Below are 22,039 nucleotides of genomic sequence, written 5' to 3'. Positions count from 1 at the left end.
TCGCAGAGATGATTCCAGAGATCTGCGTGGACGATGTACCGTCATCGGGTTCTCACAAATCGATTTCCAGCACCCCGTCGGGTTCCGCGGCACGTGATTGGCACAGCACAATGGCCCCTTCTCGCTGCGCCTTCGACAAGACAAAGTCCCGGTGTTCCACCTCCCCCGATACGAGATCACACTTGCACACACCGCAGATCCCATCGGCGCATTTCACATCCACATGGATACCATGTTCCGCCAGAGCATCTGTAGCAGTCTGCTCGGCAGTGACGGCGATCTCTTTGCCGGACGCTGACAGTTTAAGAGTAAAGGGGTGGTTCTCATATTCTGGTTGCTCAGGCACCGAGAAGTACTCCAGGTGACGCGCCTCCTCCGGGAAACCGGACGCTTCGGCCCCGGCCATCACTGCATCCATGTAGGGGCCAGCCCCGCAGGTGTAGACATTCCAGCCAGGTTGGTAGCCAGACAAGATCTCGTCGAACTGCGCCCGTGTGCCCTCATCAGAGATGTGGAGATGGACATGTTTCGCCCAGGGCACCTGCGCCAGGTCCTCCAGATACCCGCCCTGGTCACGGGATCTAATGGAGTAGTGAAGCTCGAACGCCCTCCCGAGCGCATGGAGGCGATGCGCCATGGCAATCATCGGGGTCACGCCGATGCCACCGCCCATCAGAAAGGTCTTTGTTGCCGTCTCCTCCAAGGGGAAGTGATTGATGGGACGGGAAATGAAAATGCGCCGCCCCTCGGAAAAGATCCGATGCAGCAGCTTTGAGCCGCCGCGCCCAGCCTCCTCGCGCAGCACGCCGATCTGGTAGTGCGAACGATCAGCGGGATTTCCCGACATGGAATACTGGCGCAAAAATTCCGGAGCGACCACGATGTCCAGATGGGCGCCCGCGGTCCACGCTGGGAGTTCACCGCCATCGGCCGCACGGAATTCGTACTTCGTGATTCCCTCTGCCATGATCTCCGCCTTGGACACGATCACCTCAAGCACCGGGCTGTCACTGTCACTCTTATATATGTGATCCCACTCGCCGCTCTCGCCCTTTGCCCGCCGCGTCTTGTATTCCTCGGCGGTGATCATGGCTTGATAGGCTTCGATCCCAGCCTCCCGGTCCATCGGGAAAGGATAGGGATAGGGGTGCGGGGCAAGGTTGGCGGGGTAAACCGCAAGTGTCTGATCTTCGTACCTGAGATCTAGATCTGTCTGCAGGCGACGCGCGTTCACCGGATGGCGGGTCGGGCGATAGGCTCCATCCTCCTCCAGTTCGAGATCCCACCACCATTTCTTGGCGGGATTCATTTCACCATTGCCAAGCACATCGTCCAGCTTGGCCAGGGCGGGGGCGGCCTTCGGGATATTCATCGCCGCCCAGCGAAACGGCTTTTCAGCGAAGATCCCTTCCAGATTCCAGGGGCATGTCTTCATGCAACGCCCACACATTGCACCGCCGGGCGTGGTGATCCGATAGGTGGTGCATTTCTGACTGTCCGATTTCCAGATCTCATAGCCGTTGAACATCAGCTTCGGCCCGGCGGTGATTGCACCTGCAGGACACTCACGCGCGCATTTGTTGCAGGACTCGCAAAACGACTGCAGACCAAAATCAATCGGCAAATCATGATCCATCGGCATATCGGTGGTCACCACGCCGGACTTCAGCCGCGGACCGAGGAACGGGTTGAGGATCACCTCGCCGATGCGCGACACCTCTCCCAGTCCTGACAATAGCAACAAGGGCGGCTGCAGGACCTCTCCGTCCATCACCGTATGCGCCTTGGCCTTGTAGCCCAGATTTCGGATCTGTCGTGCGATCACCCCGCCAAGCAGGGAAAAGCGCAGGTAAGCGCGCATGGACTGGGCCACCGCAATCCAGTCATCACCCGATGTGCCTTCGGTGGTGTCGAACCCCTGATCGACAATCATTGAGATCGCATGTGGATGATCAGGAGAGATCGGAGCCCCAGTGGCGTCATGGCTATACCAGGTCCAGTCTGGGCAGCGGCTGATACCAACAGCATCAATCCCCAGCCAGTAGGACGCCGCCTTGACCATATCTGCATTCCGTCTTGCATCGGTCGGGCGCGGCCCTGCAGCCGGGGCGCCGTCTTGAAGCAGGACAAAGGCACCCAGCATGCGGCGCTGCGCCATCGCCGGAGCCGCCTTGCGCACATAGTACCCACCGGTGGCCGCCTTTTGATTGCCCTTGCCCATGTCGCCGAACTGCGCCCTTGCAAACATGTCTGTCCGTTTTGGCACTCGGGCGACCCGCGCCTCATCAATATAGGTGGTGGGTGTCTCGACACGTTTCAGTGTTTCGAATGGATGTGGGCCATCTCGAAAGTCGCGGCTCCGGTAGGGATCGTCATTCAGGGCGGACCGTTCGGCCCCTGCCCCGACCCACCAACGCAAATCCCGCCCCTCGCGGCCAGGCTGTTGCGCAAAGGGGGCCAATGGCTGATCTTCGGCAAGATCAAGGTCGGTGGTCACCACCGCGAGGCCAAATCGCTCCCCCAGATATGGAGCGACCAGCTGCCCGTCTTCCATACGCGCTATGCCAGCGGCGACGGCCAGCTGGTTCAGGTCGACGTCGGACGATGTCCCCGTATGTGCCTTGGCATCCCACCCCAGCAATCGAATGTAGTTCGCAAGCACCACTGCGGTTTCGGCACTGCGCAGGCAGGCGCGATGCGCTTCCGCCCCCTCGATCCAGTCACAGCCTGCCTCACCGGGCTTTGGATCACGCGGCATCTCGTACAGGAAGACGATCGCGTGTTTGTGCGCCCCGATCGTGGTTGGCGGAGCCTGCAGGGCTTCTTTCAGATCGGCCATGATCATGTCGATGCCAGAGGCCAGTGTCTTGGTCTGGCGTGTTTTCAAATCCTCGGCCAGCCGATCAATATCCGGATTGCGCCAGGGGCGTTGCAGTCGGGCGCCCTCAACCATCGGACCGATCCCCACCATTGCGGCGTCCGCAAAATACCCAAACGCCTTGATATGCTCGGACCGCTCCTGCAGATCGTCTGGCACGTCGGCTCGTGCGCCGTTCACCAGACCATCGCGGATCGCATCCATCATCGCCTGATATTCGCACATGGCATTCACGATACTGGCCGGAGCATCGGGGCGGCGGAAGTTGAGCGCCACCGCGCGCGGTACGCCATTCAGATCCGCATGGGGAATGCGTTTCAACCGCTCCAGCGGAAACGGACCCAGATGTACGGGTCGATGCCGCGAGGAAAAGAAACGAATGGACATGCTGGCTCTCCTGGAACGGCTGTGGCGGACGGCGGCGACTGGGTCGCACCATCAGACATGCTAGAGCCACGCCCTGACCTCTGCAGGAATAACAGCTCGCTCGTGCCGCCAAGTGGCACGAGCAAGCATCGCGTCGTGAGTTTGGCGGCCTAGGCGACGACCGTTCGGCGCGGTGCTGCACGTATTCTGTGCAGAACTGTCATAGGCTTGTGTACAGCACCCTGATATGGTTGGAGAAATTTGAACCGTTTCCGATAACAGCCCTAGGCATGGAATTTCACGCCACTCAGGCGACAGAATTCCACACCCCAAGCGTACAAAATACAGACCGTCCACGCGACGCCGCCTTCACAGTATCAAGGACATACATGGCCTATTCGTCACCCCGCTTCCCCGCAGCATTGAATTGGATCAGTGCGGGCGCCATTACCCTGTTGATGACCCTGCCCGCCGCAGCACAACCGACACCGGGCAGGGGCGGCCCTATCGCCGCCGGTATCATTCTGCTGGAAGAGGCACAGGTACCGTATTCCGTCACCTTGCCCGGCCGCGCCGTCGCCTATGAAGAAGTGGACATTCGACCGCGTGTGGATGGCACCATTCGCGACATTATATATGAAGCCGGGCGCAAGGTCGAAAAAGGCGATGTCCTGTTCCGCATCGAGGGGGACACTTTCGAGGTTGATGTGGCCGCAGCCGAAGCCGAAGTTGCCCGCGCCAAAGCGGCGGTGACGGCAGCCGAGGCCACCCTGTCGCGCTACGAGCGGCTGCAAGGGACCGGGGTCACCATCGAGGACGTGGAAACCGCACGGGTTGCCGTGTTGCAAAACAAGGCAGAGCTCAGCTCTTCCCGTGCCGCACTGAAAATTGCACAGCTCAATCTCCAACGCACAGAAATTCAAAGCCCAATCACAGGCATCGCCGAAGTGCCCAACGTCTCGGTCGGCGCGGTGGTGACCGCCAACCAGTCAGATGCGCTGACGATGGTCACCCGGCTTGATCCGATCTACATTGATGTTGAAGAGTCCAGCAAGCGCCTCGCCGAGGTTCGCGCCATGATCGAGGGCGGTACGTTGGAGCGTGGTGAAGACCTCGACCTCAGCCTGACGCTTGAGAATGGGGCGCAGTACGACCAGAAAGGCACATTGGAGTCGCCCGGCACCCGGGTCTCCACCACCACAGGGACGTTCGAATTCCGCATTCGCTTTGACAATCCGGAGCGGCGTTTGTTGCCTGGTCAATTCCTGCGGGTGAAGATCGAGTTGGGCACAACGCGCGCCGTGCTTGTCCCACAGGGCGCAACGGCCCGGGCTGCTGATGGCACCCTGACCGCATTTGTCGCAGTGGATGATATCGCCGAACAGCGCGAACTGACCGAACACGGCAGCTACAAGAATGCATGGATCGTCACCGACGGTATTTCCGCAGGTGAGGCGCTGATTGTAGATGGGCTGACATCCATGCGCGATGGCGCGTCGTTGAAGACCGTCCCGGTCAATATCTCCGATACCGGCGTCGTGACCGAACAAACCGCTGACGACAGCGACGAGGGCTAAGACATGGGTCTCTTCTTTATCAAGCGCCCAGTCTTTGCATGGGTGCTCGCCCTCATGACCATGCTCATCGGGACATGGTCCGCGCTGACCCTGCCTGTGGCGCAGTATCCGGAAATCGCCCCCACTACGGTTCGGGTTTCAGCCAGCTACAACGGTGCCACGGCCGAGGCGGTGGAGAACTCCGTCACGCGGGTCATCGAGGATGCCATGACCGGCCTGGACGGCATGATCTATATGACCGCGCGCTCCTCCGAGGGGTCGGCGTCCATCCAGATTACCTTTGATGAGAGCGTCGAGCCGATCGACGCGCAGAACGAGGTCCAGACCAAGGTGTCGCAAGTCGAGGGCCAGCTGCCGACCGCTGTGCGTACTCAGGGCGTGACCGTTTCGCGATCCTCGTCCTCCATCTTGCTGGTCGGCGCCATCGTGGCCGAGAATGGACAATACTCCACCGTCCAGCTCGGCAACATCCTATCTGAACAGGTCGAAGGACCGATCCAACGCACTGAGGGGGTCGGCGGCGTCAGTATCTTTGGTTCCGGCTATGCCATGCGGATCTGGCTCGACCCCATTGCCCTGGCCCGGTTCCAGCTGACGCCACAGGACGTGGTCGGCGCAGTTCAAGAACAGAACACCACCGTTTCGGTCGGCTCACTCGGCAGCCAACCAACTCTCACGGGTCAGCAGTTCAACGCCACGATCACGGCACAGAGCCAGATGACCACCGTCGAGGAATTTGAGCAGATCCTGCTCAAGGCCGATGAAAGCGGCGGAACTGTGCATCTGGCAGATGTGGCGCGCGTGGAGATCGGCCAGGAAAGCTATGGCGGCGACTCGCGTTTTTCCGGCAAGAACGCGACTGGGTTCGGCGTGAACCTCGCCACAGGTGCAAACGCAGTGGACACGGCCGCCGCGGTGCGCGCGACACTGGATCGCCTTGCCCCCTCCTTGCCAGAGGGCGTCGAGTTCGAAATCGCATATGACACTTCGCCCTTTGTCGAGTTGTCGATCGAACAGGTCTACCACACGCTGATAGAAGCGGTCGTTCTGGTGTTCTTGGTGCTGTTGCTGTTCCTGCAAAGCTGGCGGGCGACGCTGATCCCGCTGATCGCCGTGCCGGTGGTTTTGCTCGGGACATTTGCCGTCCTGCAGATCGGTGGCTTCTCCATCAATACCCTGACCATGTTCGCCATGGTGCTCGCGATCGGACTGCTGGTTGATGATGCCATTGTGGTGGTGGAAAACGTCGAACGCCTGATGGAGGACGAAGGCCTGTCCGCACGTGAAGCGACCCAGAAGAGCATGGGGCAAATCACCTCTGCACTGTTGGGGATCAACGTGGTACTCGCGGCGGTCTTCTTGCCGATGGCGTTTTTCGGCGGGTCCACCGGGGTGATCTACCGCCAGTTCTCTGTCACCATGGTCACAGCGATGACATTGTCCCTCTGCGTTGCGATCATCCTGTCGCCACCAATGTCTGCCCGCCTTCTGAAGCCAAAGGAAGGCGAACCTCGTTTCGCCCCCTTCCGGTGGTTCAATGCGCTCGTCAATCGCGGCATCACCGGGTACGGCGCTGGGGTCAAAGGCACGCTGCGGCTGCCCGTATTGATGCCGCTCGCCCTCGTTGCGGTGTTGGTCGCGGCCTATATGGTGAACAATCGCCTCACCACATCCTTCATCCCGACCGAGGATCAGGGCGTGCTTCTGACCGTCGTCACGCTTCCCGAGGGGGCGACAACCGCGCAGACGACCGCAACCGTGGAAAAACTGGAGGCGTTCTTCCTGACGGACGAAGCCGATGCGGTGGAAAGCACGTTTGCCGCATTGGGGTTCGGATTTTCTGGCAGTGGACAGAACCGCGCCATGGTTTTTGTAAAACTCAAAAGCTTTGACGAGCGTGACGGACAGGCCCAACTTGCCGCCGCACAGGTGGCGCAACGGGCCAATATTGCCTTCAGTCAGCTGCGGGACGGGCAGATCTTCGTTCTGCAACCCCCGGCCATTCGAGGGCTCGGCAACAGTGGTGGCTTTGAGATGTACCTGGTCGACCAGTCCGGCGCCGGCTCCGACGCCCTTCAGGCTGCAGCGGAACAATTGGTCGCAAATGCCGAGCAGAGCGATCGCGTGGTCAACCTCAGCGCCAATGGCACCGAGAAGGACAGCGCCCTGAAAATCACGATTGATCGTGCCAAGGCCGAGAGTTTCGGCCTGACCTTGTCCGAGGTAAACGGCATGTTGTCCGTGATCTTCGCAGGATCCGAGGTCAATGATTTCGAGCTTGGCGCTGCATTGCGCCCGGTCATCGTGCAGGGCGATGCACCCTATCGCATGCAGACCGAAGACGTCTTTGACTGGTATGCGCGCAACGCAGCCGGAGAAATGGTGCCATTCTCGGCCTTCATGTCCACCTCCTGGGAACCCGTCGCCCCCACGCTGGAACGCTACGGCGCAACCTCAGCCCTGCAGATTTCCGGCTCGCCGGGGAGCGGCTACAGTTCTGGCACGGCAATGGCGGAGATGGAGGCATTGGTGGCCGACCTGGACGGAGGATACGCGGCGGCCTGGACCGGCCTCAGCTATCAAGAACGCCAATCCGGCGATCAGGCGCCGATCCTCTACGCAATCTCCGCGCTGGTCGTCTTTCTCGCACTGGCCGCTCTCTACGAGAGCTGGTCGATCCCGCTGGCGGTGATGCTGGCGGTGCCGGTGGGCATTCTCGGAGCGCTGTTCGCAGCCTGGATCTTTGGTCAGTCGAATGACGTCTACTTCAAGGTGGGTATGCTGACCACGATCGGACTCGCGGCACGAAACGCCATCCTGATCGTGGAATTTGCAGAGGATCTGCGGCGCACCGGCATGACCATCGCCGATGCCGCAATCGAAGCGGCCCGTCTACGGTTGCGCCCGATCCTGATGACCGCTTTGACGTTCATACTCGGGGTGCTGCCCCTCGCCCTCGCAACCGGCGCAGGCGCAGCATCGCAAAACGCCATCGGTATCGGGGTAATCGGCGGGATGGTGGCTTCCACCTTCCTTGGGATTTTCATGGTTCCTGCATTCTACGTCCTGATCATGCGGGTTACCCGCAAGCTGACGGGTGTCGATATCGGCGCTGTCTGACCACAATCCGGCGCGCCTTCACTGGCGCGCCGGAAACACACACTCCGCGTGCTGGATGGTGATGGCAACCGCCGAAGCTCGCAATATAGGTGCAACTCCACGATCAAACCGACCGAGCAATACGCCCCTTTGCGATGCAAACGGCATTGTTTCTCAGACAACGGCTCGTCATACACTGAGCTGAGTTGATCACGATCCCGGTCCGAAACGCCGGGAACCATTTTACAAAACACACATTCAATTGCTGTCCTGTCCCTTCACACTCCGGCAGCGGGAGAGATGAATTGATGAGATCACTGTCCAGAAGAGCGGCACTGCTCGGAATAGGCGGCGCTGCCGGTTGGGGCCTGTCACGTTGGTTGAGCCCAAACCTGCCCGTATACGACGGCACGGCGCGCATCCCTGTACCAACCGGGCAGAATATACTGAATGATGCCAGTGGGCTGTCCGCCACCCCGATCCACAAACATCTGGTGATGCAGGACGACGCCGGAGAGGCATTGGTGTCCTCAATCCGCACCGAATTGGTGCAGGCGAGGACCGAGGGGAGACCGCTCAACGTCGGCGCCGCGCGTCATTCGATGGGAGGACAAGCGATCCCGCGTGAGGGCACCGCTGTCACGTTCGACAATGGGTCGGTAGAGATTGACAGCGCCAACAGTATCTACCGGGTCCATGCCGGTGCACGATGGTCGCAGGTGATCTCTGCACTTGATCCCGCGGGCTGGTCGCCGAAGGTCATGCAATCCAACAACGATTTCGGTGTGGCCGCGACATTCTCCGTGAACGCCCATGGCTGGCCTGTGCCCTTCGGGCCGATGGGATCCACCGTGCGTGCGCTGCGGATGATCTTGCCATCGGGCGATCTGGTGACTTGCTCGCCGTCCGAGAATGCAGAGATTTTCAACATGGCCATGGGCGGTTACGGGCTGATTGGTGTCATCGTCGATCTGGACGTGGAGATGGTGAAAAACACCCGCCTGACCCCGACCTTCGATGTGCTGGACGCCAGCGCATTTGCCAACGCCTTTCGCGAGGCCATCGAAGATCCCTCCGTGACCATGGCCTACGGTCGCCTCAACGTGGAACGCGCCAACTTCTTTCAGAAGGCCCTGCTGGTCAGCTATCGCGAAACCCAGGATCAGTTGGATTTGCCCGCCGCCGCCGGCTCTGGCTGGATGTCCCATGCCGCGAGCCGACTATACCGGGCGCAGCTGGGCGACGAGGCCTTCAAATCGTTCCGCTGGTGGAACGAAACCCGCCTTGGCCCGATGCTCGGGTCGGGACCGGCGACCCGGAACACACTCATCAATGAACCTGTCGTCACGCTGGACGACCGTGACCCTGATCGCACTGATATCCTGCATGAATATTTCGTGGGCTTTGACGCGTTCGACGGCTTTCTGGAGGCATGCCGCGAGGTGATACCCGCCTCCTATCAGGAGTTTCTGAACGTGACTCTGCGCTACGTAGCGCAGGACGATCAAAGCACCCTGTCGTTTGCGACAGAGCCGCGGATCGCAGCTGTCATGTCGTTCAGCCAGGAACTGACACATCGCGCAGAGGCCGACATGGCCCGGATGACCAGAGCGCTGATTGACCGGATCGTCGCCATAGGTGGTGCATATTACCTGCCCTACCGCCCGCATGCGACGGTGGAGCAGTTTGTTGCCTCCTATCCCAAAGCCGAGGTATTCGCGCAAGACAAACGGAGACTGGACCCGCAACTTGTCCTCCGCAACACTCTTTGGGACAGCTATCTGGATTTGGTATGACCATTCTGCAAAAACTCTCGCTGGGGTATTTCGTGGCGTTGATGATCGCCGCGTCCCTGAACTACATCCCCGGCCTGACCAATGAGGCAGGCCTGGCATTCGGCATTTTTGCGCTCGATATCTACGATGACGCGCTGCATGTGGCCTCCGCCCTCTGGGCGCTTGTGGCCGGTTTGCTGTCCCACCGCGCGGCGCGGAGCTTCTTGATCCTGTTCGGATTTGCCTATCTCGGGGACGGTGTCTTTGGGTTTTTCACCGGATACGGATATCTCGACCTTGGGATCTTCACCAATGGGTCGCTCGGCATGGACCTGTCGGTTCGCCGCGTCCTCGCCAACCTGCCGCATCTGGCGCTCGGAGGGGTGGCTGTCTGGGCCGGGCTGCGAAACTCAGGTGAGACAAAGTGAACTCAGTGTGGAGATGGTTCAGGCGGTTGATGGTGCTGTGCCTAGTTCTGGTGCTCGGCCTCGGCGCGCCCGTGACCTATGTCGAAACCATGTGCCAGGGCGACGCTCGCCCTCAGCCCTATGCGGCGTTGATAGACCCGGCGCACCACCGTCCCGAAACGCGCAGCCTCATGACCTATCCGGAGTGGTACATTGTCCACGCCTATGAAGACTATGCCGAGGTTTTGCGCGACGGGGATCCCCACGATTACAGCTACTTGCGCAGCATCGGCGGCTTCTGGACCTCCCTCTGCGCCATCACCGGCGAAGCCTCCGCCAATGGCGAAATTGATCGCGGCACAAAACAGATGGTGTATGTGATCGGCACAAGTTTCACTGCGGAACTGGCGCTAAAGGCCGCCTACGAAGAAACACTGGGGCGGCTGTTCGCCTGGCTGCGCGGCCCGCGCCCTACCCCACTCGACAAGCTGTCCGCGCGGCAGGCGGCAGAGTATGCAGCGTTTCTGCAGCAGGTGCCTTGGTATAAATGGTCTTTTCGTGCGGACGCCGAGGCGCTCCGAACTCAGTCCTCCGCGGCGCTGAGAGACACGGAACGCCGACTGGCGCTGGGTTTGGAATACCGGGCCAAGGCGGCATATGCCGATGTGATCGCGCAAGCTGTGGCCCAGGTTGGACAGGATGAACTGACACTGCGAATGATCGTTACAGGCGCCTCCCCGACACAGTTCGCGCGCTATGACGGGGTCACGGTGATCAAGACGCGCCCCGAGGGGATCGAAATCGAAACACCGCGTTATCGCGCCCTTACCCGGCTTCTGATGAGAATGGCGAGCGATGGCATCGACGTGATCGAAATCGCCGGGAATGACGACATTCTTCTCACCGCGATCTCCGATCAACCTGGCGAACCAGGATCGCTTCTCAGCCGCCAACGGCAGGGGTTTGATGACTATCGTCACCTGATCACGCTAGACGTCACCGAACTCATGCAGCGATTGCGGCAGATGGAGCAGACCAGCCTGACGCTGGAGCATATCCATGACTATTAAGTCACTTGCGTGCGCCTTGCCCCTGCTCTTGGTTGGCTGGATGTCCATCCTTGTTATAGTCGCGCTCCTCACGGATGCTGCACCAGCATATGTGGTGCTCTTTCCCAGCGCGGCGCTTCTGAATGACCTGCCCGACACCACGTCGATCATTGCGGCCTCCTCCTACAGTGTCACACTTGCCTCTGACCAGTCAGGGGTCGCGCGCGCGCTCTACGGCAGCGGGGCCTGGCTTGTCCTACCCGCGGGCCTGCCTGGGTGCCTGCCATTGCCCCAACAGTGAACTAACGCACTGGCTCTGATCGACCTTCCGGTCACAAGAGAACCGCCGCAAGCACCTGTCTTTGAACTATTATTTTTCATACAGTCGCATTGTATGTCGGGATCAAAGTGATTATCAGGCGGGCTTCCACACCCAGCCAAATGTCCAGCTCGGCCAAAACCTATGGACATTCACCAAATGACTTTGCGTCTCACAGCCCTGTCAGGGCTGTCCCTTATGCTGGCCACAACTGCCGCGTCGGCCGCCGACCTGCAAATTTACCATCAAGACGGGCTGCAAGGCGGTCTCGCACTGACCTTCCCTTTGTCCGTGCGCGACAACAGCGCAACCATTGCGCGCCTCTCTTACGCGCGTGACGACAATTCCCAGTCTGCATTCAGTCTCGAAGCGATGCGCCGCACCAATTTGGCAAATGGCTGGATGATTGGCACCGGGATCTTTGCGGACAGTTCTGCAGATGACATGGGCAACCGATTTGGCCAGGTCGGCCTGAGCGCCGAGCTGCAGCACGGCGTGTTTCAGGCGCGTCTGAACGCCTACGTTCCTGTTGGCACCAAAAACCGCAGCGACAGCCGATTTGACTCTTTGGCAGAAATGGACGGAACAATCCGCTTCAGAAGCGGTCGCAGCCTTGCCCTCAAAGGCGCGGATATGGAACTTGGGGGCCGCATCCAATTTGCCTCTCTTGGCGGCGGCAGTTTTGGCCTTTTCGGCGGCGGCTTCTCTTTTGAACATTCAGACGGTGCCTCCTACAGCGGCGCCACAGCCCGCGCGGAAGTGGCATTGGACAACCTGTTTGGGACGCGATCTGGCGCGCGTTTTCGGGCCGGCCTGCGTGCGGACCGAAGCTCCGGCAGCACCGACACCAGCGCCTATGCCGCACTGACGATCCCCTTTGGGTCGAATGCAGGGTCTTCCAACGCCACCTCGGCCGGTGGCTTTGGCACCAACCGCTTGACCCGCGATGTGGAACGCCGACGCCGGGTGACAACACGCTCCGGCGCATTTGGCGCGGTCGAGGCGGTCAGCCTGGCAGGACAAGCCCTCGGTCGCTTTGCCCGAATAGATGCAGGAGGTAACTTGCAAGAGGCCCTGGTCGATACCGGCGAAAACGGGCTCGTCTTTACATCGGGCGATTTCACGACCTCCGGCCTCGTTCTGTCCGAGGGACAAACACTCGTTGGCGGCGGCGGCTCGGTGGTGTTGCAGGCCGAAAGCGGACGTCAGATGCGGATGGCCAACAGAGGCGCCCCAACCACCCTGCAAGAGAGCAGCGCCATGGCGCTAGCCGGGTCCGGCGCCGCCTTCGCGCTGCTGACAATGGCAGATGACAGCCGGGCGCAAAGCCTTACGCTCTCAGGCGGAGACCAAGGCATCACCGCCAGCAATGTCGATGGCTTCCACATCGCTGATGTGGCTATTTCTGGCAGCCGGGGTGATGCCGTTCACCTGTCGAATGTCAGCGATGCCAGCTTCACCGACCTTTCCATCGCCAATGTGGGCGGCAACGGGTTCTCCGCAACCGGCGGGACGCAGATCGCTGTGACCGGTGCACAGATCACGGCGCCCGGCGAAAACGGCTTTCTGCTCCGTAGCGTAGGCAACTTCAGTTTGCGCCAAGCGCGGCTGAGTGACATGCCGACCTGTGAGGACAACACCCTGTGTGAGTTCAGCGTTTACAATCCAAGCTCGGTTCCGAATTCCGGGATCAATGCGATCGGCCTTACGGATTCGCGCTTTGATGGCATTCGCATGGATGACGTGACCTATGGCTTCTTTCTCGCCTCGGATATCAGCACCGAAAGCGGTGACTACACAGTGGTCGCCGCTTCCACCGGATTGGAGTTGAACGACATCACCATTACCAACAGCCGCCGCGAGGCAATTCTGGCTGTGGGCGTCGATGGATTGAACATGACCAATGTGGTTCTGGACAACAGTCAACAGGGCAGTGACATGGATCTGGTTGTCATGCAGTCAAGCGGACAGGTCAGTATGGATGGTGCGGTACTGACCGGCGGGATCAACGGGCTGATGTTCGTCGACGCCCTCAGGCTGGATGGCATCACAGAAGACATGAGCTTCCGCAATATCGTGATCAACGACACCAGCCGTGCGGGCGTGTTCCTCAACCCGGTGCAGAATATCGACTTTGAAAACATAGAGATCAACAACGCAGGGACCCATGGCATATTCATGCTGGGAGACAGCTGGGGCTTCAACGGTGGGGCAATCCGGGATGTGACCTTTGCGGATACAACCATCAATGCTGCCACAACAGCAGGTGTGAATTTCTATGGGCCGGTCACCAATGTCACTGGCGAGATCACTGTCGCCAACAGCCCAGCCGGATGCAGCGCAGACACCAGCTCCTGGTCCGGCACCAGCATCACCAACGACGCGGGCAGCGACCTGTCGATCAACGGCAGGGTGATGACCAATAGCACGCTCGGTGATTGCGCCGCACCATACTAAGGATCGAGCACCATTTACGGGCCCCTCAAACCGAGCGATCCGGCGGTATGACCACCGCCGGATCACATGCAGAAAGCGACCTCAGCCCAACCGGCGCAACAGCTCCAAGGAAGGCTCTCCGGTTACCGGCAAGCCCTGTCGCTGTTGATAGGCACTGATGGCCTCTCGGGTCTTTGGTCCAATCACGCCATCTGCACCGCCGGTTCCAAATCCGCTGGACGTCAATCCTCGCTGCAGGGCGATACGGTCATCCTTTGTCAGACCGTATTTGTCGGGTGGGAAACTGCCACGCAGTGGACCACTGCCTGCAATACGGTCAGACAGGTGTCCAACTCCGATCGCATAAGCATCCGAATTATTATAGCGTTTCAGAGCGCGGAAGTTTGCGGTTGTCGAGAACTTTGGCCCCCCGGCTTGCGGCTGGATGACAGTTCCTGCAGGCGCGTTTGCCCCGGCCTCGCCCCCCCAGGCCAGCCCCGTTTGCCACCCATTGCGCGACAGATAGGCCGCCGTGGACGCCAAGGAATCGCTCGGGTCGTCGGACCAGATATCCTTGCGCCCGTCGCCTGTGAAATCGACCGCAAACGACAGATACGACGTAGGAATGAACTGGGTGTGGCCCATCGCTCCCGCCCAGCTCCCCGTCAAGTCAAGCGGCGCGACATGCCCCCCTTCGAGGATCTTGAGGGCCGCAATCAGCTGTTTTTCAAACAGCTGCCCACGACGGCCATCATAGGCCAGCGTCGAAGTGGCCGAGATCACGGGTACATTGCCGCGTCGCTCGCCAAAAAAGCTCTCAAGCCCCCAAATGGCCGTCACGACATGAGCCTCGACCCCGTATTTCCGCTCGATAGCCGCCAGCGTCGAGCGATGACGTGCGTAGGCAGCGCGCCCCTTGCTGACCCGCTCATCAGAGACTGCGATGGACAAATAATCCTCTAGCGTGCGCTTGAATTCGGTTTGGTTGCGATCCCGTTTCACGACACCGGGAAGGTAGCCCGTGCCCCGAAAGGCCGCCGACAGCAGATCTCGTGAAAAGCCCTGACTCACCGCGCGCTCTCGGAAACTCGCGACCCAGCTGTCGTACCCTGTATTCCGGGCCGGGCGGAGATCATCGGCAAGCCCTGACGGCACGGGTCCGCTTGTCGTACTGACGCCGCTACAGCCCGCCAATCCAAAGGCAGCGGCAATAGCGCCGAATTGTCGTCTGTTCATAGACATGATTCATCCTCTGCTGGTCTCACGTACAGGTTGCAGGAATTCGCTCATGCCGCAACCAAATGGCCTGAACCCGGCAGGCCTATCGGCGCCAAACGTCCTATCCTGGGCCGGCCTCACGCACCAAAGCGGCTCCACGGACGCTTCGCGGAGCCTTTGGGCGGCATGGAAAAAGCGGATATTGCGCCTCCTGCGTGAGTTCTGTCAAATCGAGCGCCACCACCGCGCCCATCAGAAGGCAGGAACAGACCGCAAGGCACAACCTGACCGGAGTACGCGCGCTGCCAGCAGACCATCGTTGCAACACGCGAACACGTTGCCGTCTCTGTCTTGCGGTGTCAGTATGGCTGTAGAACAGAGTTATGCATAGCAGAGGTCTAATGTGGCACGTCAGATAGGTTTCATCTTGGTCGCCGGACTGGTGTTGGGCGCATGCACAGCGCCTGGCGGTACCGTCGGCAATGTTCCCGAAGCAGTGGCCACGCTTGCGGGTCCGAACCAGAACCTCGCAACCGCGCGTGTGCTGCCCGAAGATGGCTGCTACTGGTACATGCACAATGGTCAGGTGGAAACCACGTTGCTGCCACTGCGTACCGCGAGCGGCAACCCGATCTGCGTCGCGCGCGAGGGCTGAGGACGCGCTGCCCTGACAAGTCTCGGGGCAGCAGCAGTCTCAGCTCATATGTCAGCTTTGTGCCGTGGCATATTTTTCTGCGGCATAAAGATGGGCGGTCGAGCCGACCCTGACGTTCGGATAAAGGTCGTTGATATGCGCCATGACCATCCGCACGCAGCCCGAGCTTGCGCGTCCGCCGATCGAACGCGGATGCGGGGTGCCGTGAATGCGTAGATAGGTGTCCCGGTTGCCGACAAAGAGATAGAGCGCACGCGAGCCCAGCGCGTTGCGCGGCCCCGGATCCATCCCATCAGCAAATTGCTCATAGGCCGCGGGGTCACGCTTGATCATGCTCGGCGTTGGTGTCCAAGTCGGCCATTCAACCTTGCGTCGGATGGTATAAGTGCCCGGCTCGTAGAGGTTGCCCTTGGCGATCGCCACGCCATAGCGCATCGCGGTTCCGCCCTCTTCGATATGATAGAGGTACCGGGCCACCGCATCGACGTGGATGTCACCGGGCACCAACCCATCATTGGCCTCCACGCGTTGCGGCAGGAAGCGTGGGTGAAAGCCCCAAGGGTTAGTGGTCGCAGGATCATACCCCGCCGGTGTCACCTGTGCATCCCATGCAGCCTTGCGGGCAGCCGAGGGACGTCCACTCGCCAGAGCAGGTCCAGCTATCGGCGCTGAAAACAGGGCTGCCGTGGTCGAAATAAAGTGTCGTCTTGTCAACATCGCGTCAAACTCCGTTCTCCGGGATACATCCTCGCCAATCCGGTCTCTCGGGAAAACGGCGCAAACAGACAGAAGTTCCCACACCAACCGCTCTCTTAAGTGCTAGCAGATCGCCCTGCGAGAGCAAGCGCCTGACGCAAATGTGTAGGTCCGGCGGCGATTGCATGGTTGCGAACACGACCCGTACGTCCGGAAGATTCTGACGCGCCACTGCCCGCTCAACCAGATCACGCCTCGCGATATCTGCTCAGGGCGTCCTCGCCACGGGCGCAGGCCCGCAGGAGCTCATCCCGATCCGCTGCGCCCAGCGCCGCCAATCGCGAGGGCCGTTTTTCTGGCAGGACTGCACTGGCGGCGACCCACTCCTGTGGGGCCTCATCCGCGAGATAGAGGCCAAGGCGCGTGATCTCCTCGGCTGGGGCCTCGCACAGACGTTCATACGACACGACCAGAGGCGCATGCCCGCGTAGAGCCTCTGTCCCTCTGCAGGTGAGCTCGGACCAGAAGGCCCCGCAATCGGTCAACGAGGGGCGACTGTTCAGGATATGGCGCAGGCCGCCAAGACCTCCCAGAGACGCGATCAATGGCCAGATCCCGCCTCGCCCATAGTGGCGGCGCGGGGAGAGCAGATCAATGCCTACCCAGTTCAACCTGCGCCACATCCAAATCGCCAGCCGCGTGGCCGGGTAGTCGCGCATAGACAACGCCGTATCGGGACCGCTGCGTGTCAGTAGAACCGGTCGCGCCTCGGGAAACATGTCCAACAGGGTGCCCGACGCCAGCAGCGATCCGCCCGAACGCTCCACCCAGACGGGCTGGTTTTTGGGTTTGGCAGCCAATGTCGCAAAAAGCGCCCTATACTGATCCGCCAGACTGCGACTTGGCCACTGCGGAACATCCTGCGCCAGCTGGCGAAAGAGATCGTCAGGAGTGTCCGTCAGATGGGGCAGCGTGATCGCAAGGATGGGAGGGCAAAGCCAGGGGTCATGCTCCGGCGCCTGCCCCTTTCCATAGAGAAACTCCCGCGGAGCACTATCGGGATTACCGACCTGCGACAACGCACCAGAGGGCCGCGACAGATTGCGCCAGAACCGCTTTCCCGACAGGACGTCCGGGCGCAAGGCATGCGGCCCCACGGTCGAGAATAATTCAGAGACGGACAGGATGGCCGGATGGCTATTGAGGATATTCGACACCAACGTCGATCCACAGCGCGCCGATCCAAGGATCAGCCCCCCACGTGGCAGTGCCGCTGACTGGGTCGCGCCGCTCATGTGGCTAGCGTGCCGAACATGTCGGGGGAAGTTTTGCGGGTTCGCGTCATGCGTGAGGCCTCAACCGGAATTCTGAATTTGGTTTTAAAATCAATCCTTGACGACCGAGGTTCCGATGTCAATGTATATGAACAACGTTCAAAAAGAGCCTTCAAAGACATGTTTCCGACAGCGACGACCATTCTGGGCACCGGCAGCTACCTGCCCCGGCAGGACGTCTCGTCCGCCGAAATAGACGCCCGCCTTGGCTGGCAGGAGGGACAGAGTTTCTCCCGCTTTGGCATCCGATCCCGACACGTGGCCGATGCGGATGAGACGTCGTCCTATATGGCAACCAAAGCGGCAGAACAGGCGCTGCACATGGCCGGTTGCCAGCCAGAGGAGCTGGATCTGATCCTTGGAGCCTGCGGTGTGATGGAGCAACCGATCCCCTCGACATCTGTTCTGGTGCAGAACCGCCTCGGGCTTGCGACGTCTGGCATACCAGCGTTTGACATCAACGCCACCTGCCTGAGCTTCCTGCAAGCGCTCGATGTGGCCAACATGTGGCTCTCTGCTGGGCGCGCACGCCGGGTGCTTGTCTTTTCGGCAGATATCGCTTCGGTCGGGCTGGACTGGTCTCAGCCGGAGAGCGCTGCGATTTTCGGCGATGGCGCGGCAGCGGTTGTCCTCGGCAGCGACGAAGGCGCAATCCTCGCTCACGGATTTGAAACCTATTCCGAGGGCAAAGAGGCCTGTGTGCTCGCCGCCGGGGGAACCCGCAGCAACCCGGCACGGGGAACCGCACCGGGCGACGCGCTGTTTCAGATGGATGGCGGACTGGCCTTCCGGGTCGCCTCGCGACGGCTGCCGCGTTTTCTGGCAGGGTTGTTGGAGCGCGCCGGGGTGAGGCCGGACCAGCTGGATTGCGTGGTGCCCCATCAGGCCAGTGCTCAGGCGCTCTCTCACATAACGCGTGCCTTGCGCTTTGACAGCGATCAGGTCGTGAACATATTTGCCCAAACCGGAAACCAGGTTGCCGCGTCGATCCCCACCACGCTTGACCATGCGGTGCGATCCGGCGCGCTAAAGCGTGGACAGACAGCATTGTTGGTCGGCACCTCCGCCGGCATTTCCATTGGCGGCACGGTTGTGAGGTTCTGATGAAAGCATTGATTACAGGGGCCAGCGGCTGCCTGGGCCGTGCCTTGGTGTCAGAGCTGACCTCCCACGGCTGGACCCTTCGCACGACGGCTCGACGCACCGTCGACCTACCTGGGTTTGTCGCGGCGGATCTTGTTCAGGACGAACTGTCCGCCCTCGTGGATGGCGTCGATGCTGTGTTTCACTGCGCCGCGATGAGCGGTGGCTGGGGCAGCCCGGACGCCTTTCATGCCGCCAATGTGACGGCCACCGAACGCCTGCTGAATGCCGCAGGTAAGGCCGACGTTGCCCGCTTTGTCTTTGCCTCCACCCCCAGCCTCTATGCGGACGGGACCGACAGGTTAAACCTGACGGAGGACGCCCCCCTGCCTGAGCGGGCGTTGTCGCCCTATGCAGACAGCAAACGGCAGGCCGAAACCCTGGTGCTGGCGCAGGACGGGGCAATGCGATGCACTGCAATTCGTCCCCGTGCGATCTACGGACTACACGACCGCGCGCTTCTGCCACGGCTCTGTGCAACCCTGGAACGCGGTATCCTGCCACTGATTTCTGGCGGGCGCGCACAGATCGACTTGACCCATCGCAGCGATGCCGCGCGGGCCATGCGCCTAGCGGCAGGCGGACCCGGAGGGCGTGTCTGGAACATCACCTCGGGCGAAGCTTTCAGCTTCCGTAAGCTTGCCGAAATGGTCTGCGTGCGCGGAAATTACAAACCACGCCGCATCCCCCTCCCCTATGGGCTGGCCTATACGCTGGCCGGGCTTGCAGAGCGCGGCGCACTTCTGCGCGGAGGGGCGGAACCCACCCTGACCCGCCAGGCGGTCGTGTCTCTGGGTCGGTCGCTGACGCTGGATATCAGTGCCGCACGGCGAGACCTCGGCTACCACCCTCAAGTGACGCTTAGCAACGGACTGGCAGAATGCTTCGCGTGACCACGCTTCGGATCGGCAGCTGCCGCGCACCGGCCTTTGCCGCAGGCCTGCCGGATCGGGGCAAGGTCATGTTGCCCGCGCTGGCCACGCTGATCGAGACGAATACCCAGACCCTTCTCTTTGATTGCGGCTATGGTACGAGCTTCTCTGACGCGACAGATAACTTTCCCGCACGAGCATACCGCATCGCCACGCCGATGACCTTGCCGCCGCATGAGCGACTGACCGCGCAACTGAACAGACCGCCCGACCTCGTGATCCTGAGCCATATGCATGGCGATCATGTCGCGGGATTGCTGGATCTTCCAGACGACATTCCGATGCTTGCCTCCAAGGAGGCCATCGACCACCTGTCTGGCCTCTCATCTGCATTGACGGCCACGCTCGCGGCCTGTCCTCCCCTGCTGCGCGATGGGGTTCTTGCACGCAACCCCCGCCCCATCGACGAACGCCCGCAAGTCGAGACCGGCTTGCCCGAGTTCCCACACGGCCATGACGTGACGGGGACAGGAGAGGCGATCGCCATCGCGCTTCCGGGGCATGGCGTCGGACAGATCGGGCTCTGGCTGCCCAACGCACGGCACTTCCTCATTGCGGATGCCGCCTACGCACGCAGCGCCCTGCGTGATGGAAAGCTGCCGCCGTGGCCCGTGCTTGCAAGATTGGGCAACGCCCGCGCCTATCGCCAGACCTTTGCACGACTGCGGACATTGATGCGGGCGCGGCCCGACATCACGCTGGTGCCGTCGCATTGCCGCGAGGCTGCACCATGAGCCTGACTGCGTTTCTCCGCACCCGATATGGGCGCGTACCTCGGTCACGGGCAGAGATTACAGCGCTGCAAGATCGCGCGTTCGCACGTTTCCGCAGCCGGATCATGCCGCAGTCCCCATTCTACAGATCCCACGTCGACACGGCGCTTTCTGCATTACCGCAGATGCACAAGGCACGGTTGATGGAGAATTTCTCATCCATCAATACCTGCGGGATTGACCGGGACAGGGCCTTTGATGTGGCGCTGCAGGCCGAACGCAGCCGGGATTTCTCTCCGATGATCGGACAGGTCGCGGTCGGCCTGTCCACCGGCACCTCAGGTCAGCGCGGGTTGTTCCTGACCACCCCAAAAGAGAGACGGCTCTGGGCGGCGATCATGTTGGGCCGCTTCTGGCCCAACCTGTGCCAGCCCCAGCGTGTCGCATTCTTCATGCGGGCCGACAACGCGCTCTATCGCTCGCTTGGCAACCCGATGTTACGGTTTGAGTTTTTCGATCTCATGAGGGGCGTCGAGGCCCATCTGCCCGCTCTCACATCCCTTGCCCCAACGGTCCTCATCGCCCCCGCAGGTGTTCTGACAGCCTTGGCCTGCGCCCAAGACGCGGGCGCACTTGCGCTTGCGCCGCAGCGGGTGATTTCCATCGCCGAAGTCCTCTCGTCAGAGGACCGAGACGCAGTGGCCCGCGCGTTCAACTGCAAGGTGGATGAGGTATATCAGGCCACGGAAGGCGTTCTGGCATTCACGTGTCACGCGGGACACCTGCATTTGAATGAAACATGGCTGCGCATCGATCGCGATGTGATCGACCCGAAAAGCGGCGCGTTCTGTCCGGTGATCTACGACTTCACCCGCGAAAGCCTGCCTCTGCTGAACTACAGGCTCGACGACGTCCTGATACCGGACGACACCCCCTGCCCCTGTGGCTCGGCCTGCACCCGCATCGCACGGATCGAGGGGCGAGAGGACGACGCCCTGTGGTGGAGCGGCCCCTCAGGCGCACGCATGGTTCCGGCCGAGACCATCCGCACCGTGATCGCCAGACTGGAAACACCCGTGGAGGACTATCGGGTGGTGCAGGAGGCAAACCATCTGACAATCTGGCTCCAATATGCTGCCCCTGAATGCGAGGTTGAGTTGCGCGGCGCCTTGGCGGCCCTCGCCGCTCAGCTCGATGTTGCGCTGCCCTCTCTGTCTATCCGGGCGGGTCTGCCACAAGAGACCGATCCGAAGCGACGGCGGATCAAAGTCCTGTCGCGCCCCTAATCCTGGGCTGACCTCGAGCTGCGCACGCCCCCCCCGATCGGCGCAGTGCTGGGCATGGGACATTCCCCAGACTATGAATTCGGGGGTGGTGCTATGACCCGACCATGAGCGAAGATCTCACCAGACGCGGATATGGCGGTGTAGTGTGACACACGC

General features: G+C 61.0%; 16 protein-coding genes. 12 read left to right on the top strand and 4 right to left on the bottom strand.

What is annotated here, in order from left to right:
- Nucleotides 1-52 precede the first annotated feature (52 nt).
- Nucleotides 53-3,265, bottom strand: coding sequence for a 2Fe-2S iron-sulfur cluster-binding protein (locus R1T40_RS19415; RefSeq protein ID WP_317385314.1), 3,213 nt, complete (start codon nucleotides 3,263-3,265; stop codon nucleotides 53-55).
- A gap of 368 nt (nucleotides 3,266-3,633) precedes the next feature.
- Here R1T40_RS19415 and R1T40_RS19410 point away from each other — a divergent pair, with 368 nt between their 5' ends.
- From R1T40_RS19410 to R1T40_RS19380, 7 genes are all read left to right on the top strand, one after another.
- Nucleotides 3,634-4,821, top strand: coding sequence for an efflux RND transporter periplasmic adaptor subunit (locus tag R1T40_RS19410; protein ID WP_317385313.1), 1,188 nt, complete (start codon nucleotides 3,634-3,636; stop codon nucleotides 4,819-4,821).
- Between the two features lie 3 nt (nucleotides 4,822-4,824).
- Nucleotides 4,825-7,941, top strand: a complete 3,117-nt coding sequence (locus R1T40_RS19405) for an efflux RND transporter permease subunit (RefSeq protein ID WP_317385312.1) — start codon at nucleotides 4,825-4,827, stop codon at nucleotides 7,939-7,941.
- Nucleotides 7,942-8,228: 287 nt separating this feature from the next.
- Nucleotides 8,229-9,716: an FAD-binding oxidoreductase gene (locus tag R1T40_RS19400; protein ID WP_317385311.1), complete on the top strand. Its 1,488-nt coding sequence runs from the start codon at nucleotides 8,229-8,231 to the stop codon at nucleotides 9,714-9,716.
- Nucleotides 9,713-10,123 carry a hypothetical protein gene (locus tag R1T40_RS19395; RefSeq protein WP_317385310.1) on the top strand — a complete coding sequence of 137 codons (411 nt, stop codon included), beginning with the start codon at nucleotides 9,713-9,715 and terminating at the stop codon, nucleotides 10,121-10,123. The genes R1T40_RS19400 and R1T40_RS19395 overlap by 4 nt, the downstream gene beginning before the upstream one ends.
- A 29-nt stretch (nucleotides 10,124-10,152) precedes the next feature.
- Nucleotides 10,153-11,172 carry a hypothetical protein gene (locus R1T40_RS19390; RefSeq protein ID WP_317385309.1) on the top strand — a complete coding sequence of 340 codons (1,020 nt, stop codon included), beginning with the start codon at nucleotides 10,153-10,155 and terminating at the stop codon, nucleotides 11,170-11,172.
- On the top strand, nucleotides 11,162-11,452 hold the full coding sequence (locus R1T40_RS19385; RefSeq protein ID WP_317385308.1) for a hypothetical protein: 291 nt from the start codon (nucleotides 11,162-11,164) through the stop codon (nucleotides 11,450-11,452). The genes R1T40_RS19390 and R1T40_RS19385 overlap by 11 nt, the downstream gene beginning before the upstream one ends.
- 177 nt (nucleotides 11,453-11,629) lie before the next feature.
- Nucleotides 11,630-13,927, top strand: coding sequence for a hypothetical protein (locus R1T40_RS19380; RefSeq protein WP_317385307.1), 2,298 nt, complete (start codon nucleotides 11,630-11,632; stop codon nucleotides 13,925-13,927).
- An 81-nt stretch (nucleotides 13,928-14,008) separates the two neighbouring features.
- Here the strand turns inward: R1T40_RS19380 and R1T40_RS19375 are convergent, their stop codons facing one another.
- Nucleotides 14,009-15,148, bottom strand: a complete 1,140-nt coding sequence (locus tag R1T40_RS19375) for a lytic murein transglycosylase (RefSeq protein WP_317385306.1) — start codon at nucleotides 15,146-15,148, stop codon at nucleotides 14,009-14,011.
- A 379-nt stretch (nucleotides 15,149-15,527) separates the two neighbouring features.
- Here R1T40_RS19375 and R1T40_RS19370 point away from each other — a divergent pair, with 379 nt between their 5' ends.
- Entirely contained in the window at nucleotides 15,528-15,779 is a 252-nt protein-coding gene (locus R1T40_RS19370) for a hypothetical protein (protein WP_106165458.1), read from the top strand.
- A gap of 51 nt (nucleotides 15,780-15,830) precedes the next feature.
- On the opposite strand, the gene R1T40_RS19365 is transcribed toward R1T40_RS19370, so the two are convergent.
- On the bottom strand, nucleotides 15,831-16,496 hold the full coding sequence (locus tag R1T40_RS19365; RefSeq protein WP_317385305.1) for a L,D-transpeptidase: 666 nt from the start codon (nucleotides 16,494-16,496) through the stop codon (nucleotides 15,831-15,833).
- Nucleotides 16,497-16,723: 227 nt separating this feature from the next.
- Nucleotides 16,724-17,770 (bottom strand): sulfotransferase, encoded by a 1,047-nt coding sequence (locus R1T40_RS19360; protein ID WP_317385304.1) that lies wholly within the window; start codon nucleotides 17,768-17,770, stop codon nucleotides 16,724-16,726.
- Between the two features lie 159 nt (nucleotides 17,771-17,929).
- Between R1T40_RS19360 and R1T40_RS19355 the strand changes: the two genes are divergently transcribed.
- The 4 genes from R1T40_RS19355 to R1T40_RS19340 are packed head-to-tail and all read left to right on the top strand — an operon-like array spanning nucleotide 17,930 to nucleotide 21,883.
- Nucleotides 17,930-18,913: a 3-oxoacyl-ACP synthase III family protein gene (locus R1T40_RS19355; protein ID WP_317385303.1), complete on the top strand. Its 984-nt coding sequence runs from the start codon at nucleotides 17,930-17,932 to the stop codon at nucleotides 18,911-18,913.
- A complete protein-coding gene (locus R1T40_RS19350) occupies nucleotides 18,913-19,845 on the top strand; it encodes an NAD-dependent epimerase/dehydratase family protein (protein ID WP_317385302.1) in 933 nt (310 codons plus the stop codon). The genes R1T40_RS19355 and R1T40_RS19350 overlap by 1 nt, the downstream gene beginning before the upstream one ends.
- Nucleotides 19,833-20,618 carry an MBL fold metallo-hydrolase gene (locus R1T40_RS19345; RefSeq protein ID WP_317385301.1) on the top strand — a complete coding sequence of 262 codons (786 nt, stop codon included), beginning with the start codon at nucleotides 19,833-19,835 and terminating at the stop codon, nucleotides 20,616-20,618. Before R1T40_RS19350 ends, R1T40_RS19345 begins: the two co-directional genes overlap by 13 nt.
- Nucleotides 20,615-21,883, top strand: a complete 1,269-nt coding sequence (locus tag R1T40_RS19340) for a F390 synthetase-related protein (RefSeq protein ID WP_317385300.1) — start codon at nucleotides 20,615-20,617, stop codon at nucleotides 21,881-21,883. Before R1T40_RS19345 ends, R1T40_RS19340 begins: the two co-directional genes overlap by 4 nt.
- The last annotated feature ends 156 nt before the right edge of the window (nucleotides 21,884-22,039 follow it).

Source organism: Tritonibacter scottomollicae, from assembly GCF_032924845.1.
In the GTDB taxonomy this organism is placed as follows: domain Bacteria; phylum Pseudomonadota; class Alphaproteobacteria; order Rhodobacterales; family Rhodobacteraceae; genus Epibacterium; species Epibacterium scottomollicae.
Note: the sequence above shows the minus strand (reverse complement) of the source record. Positions and strands in the feature narration are given on the sequence as shown.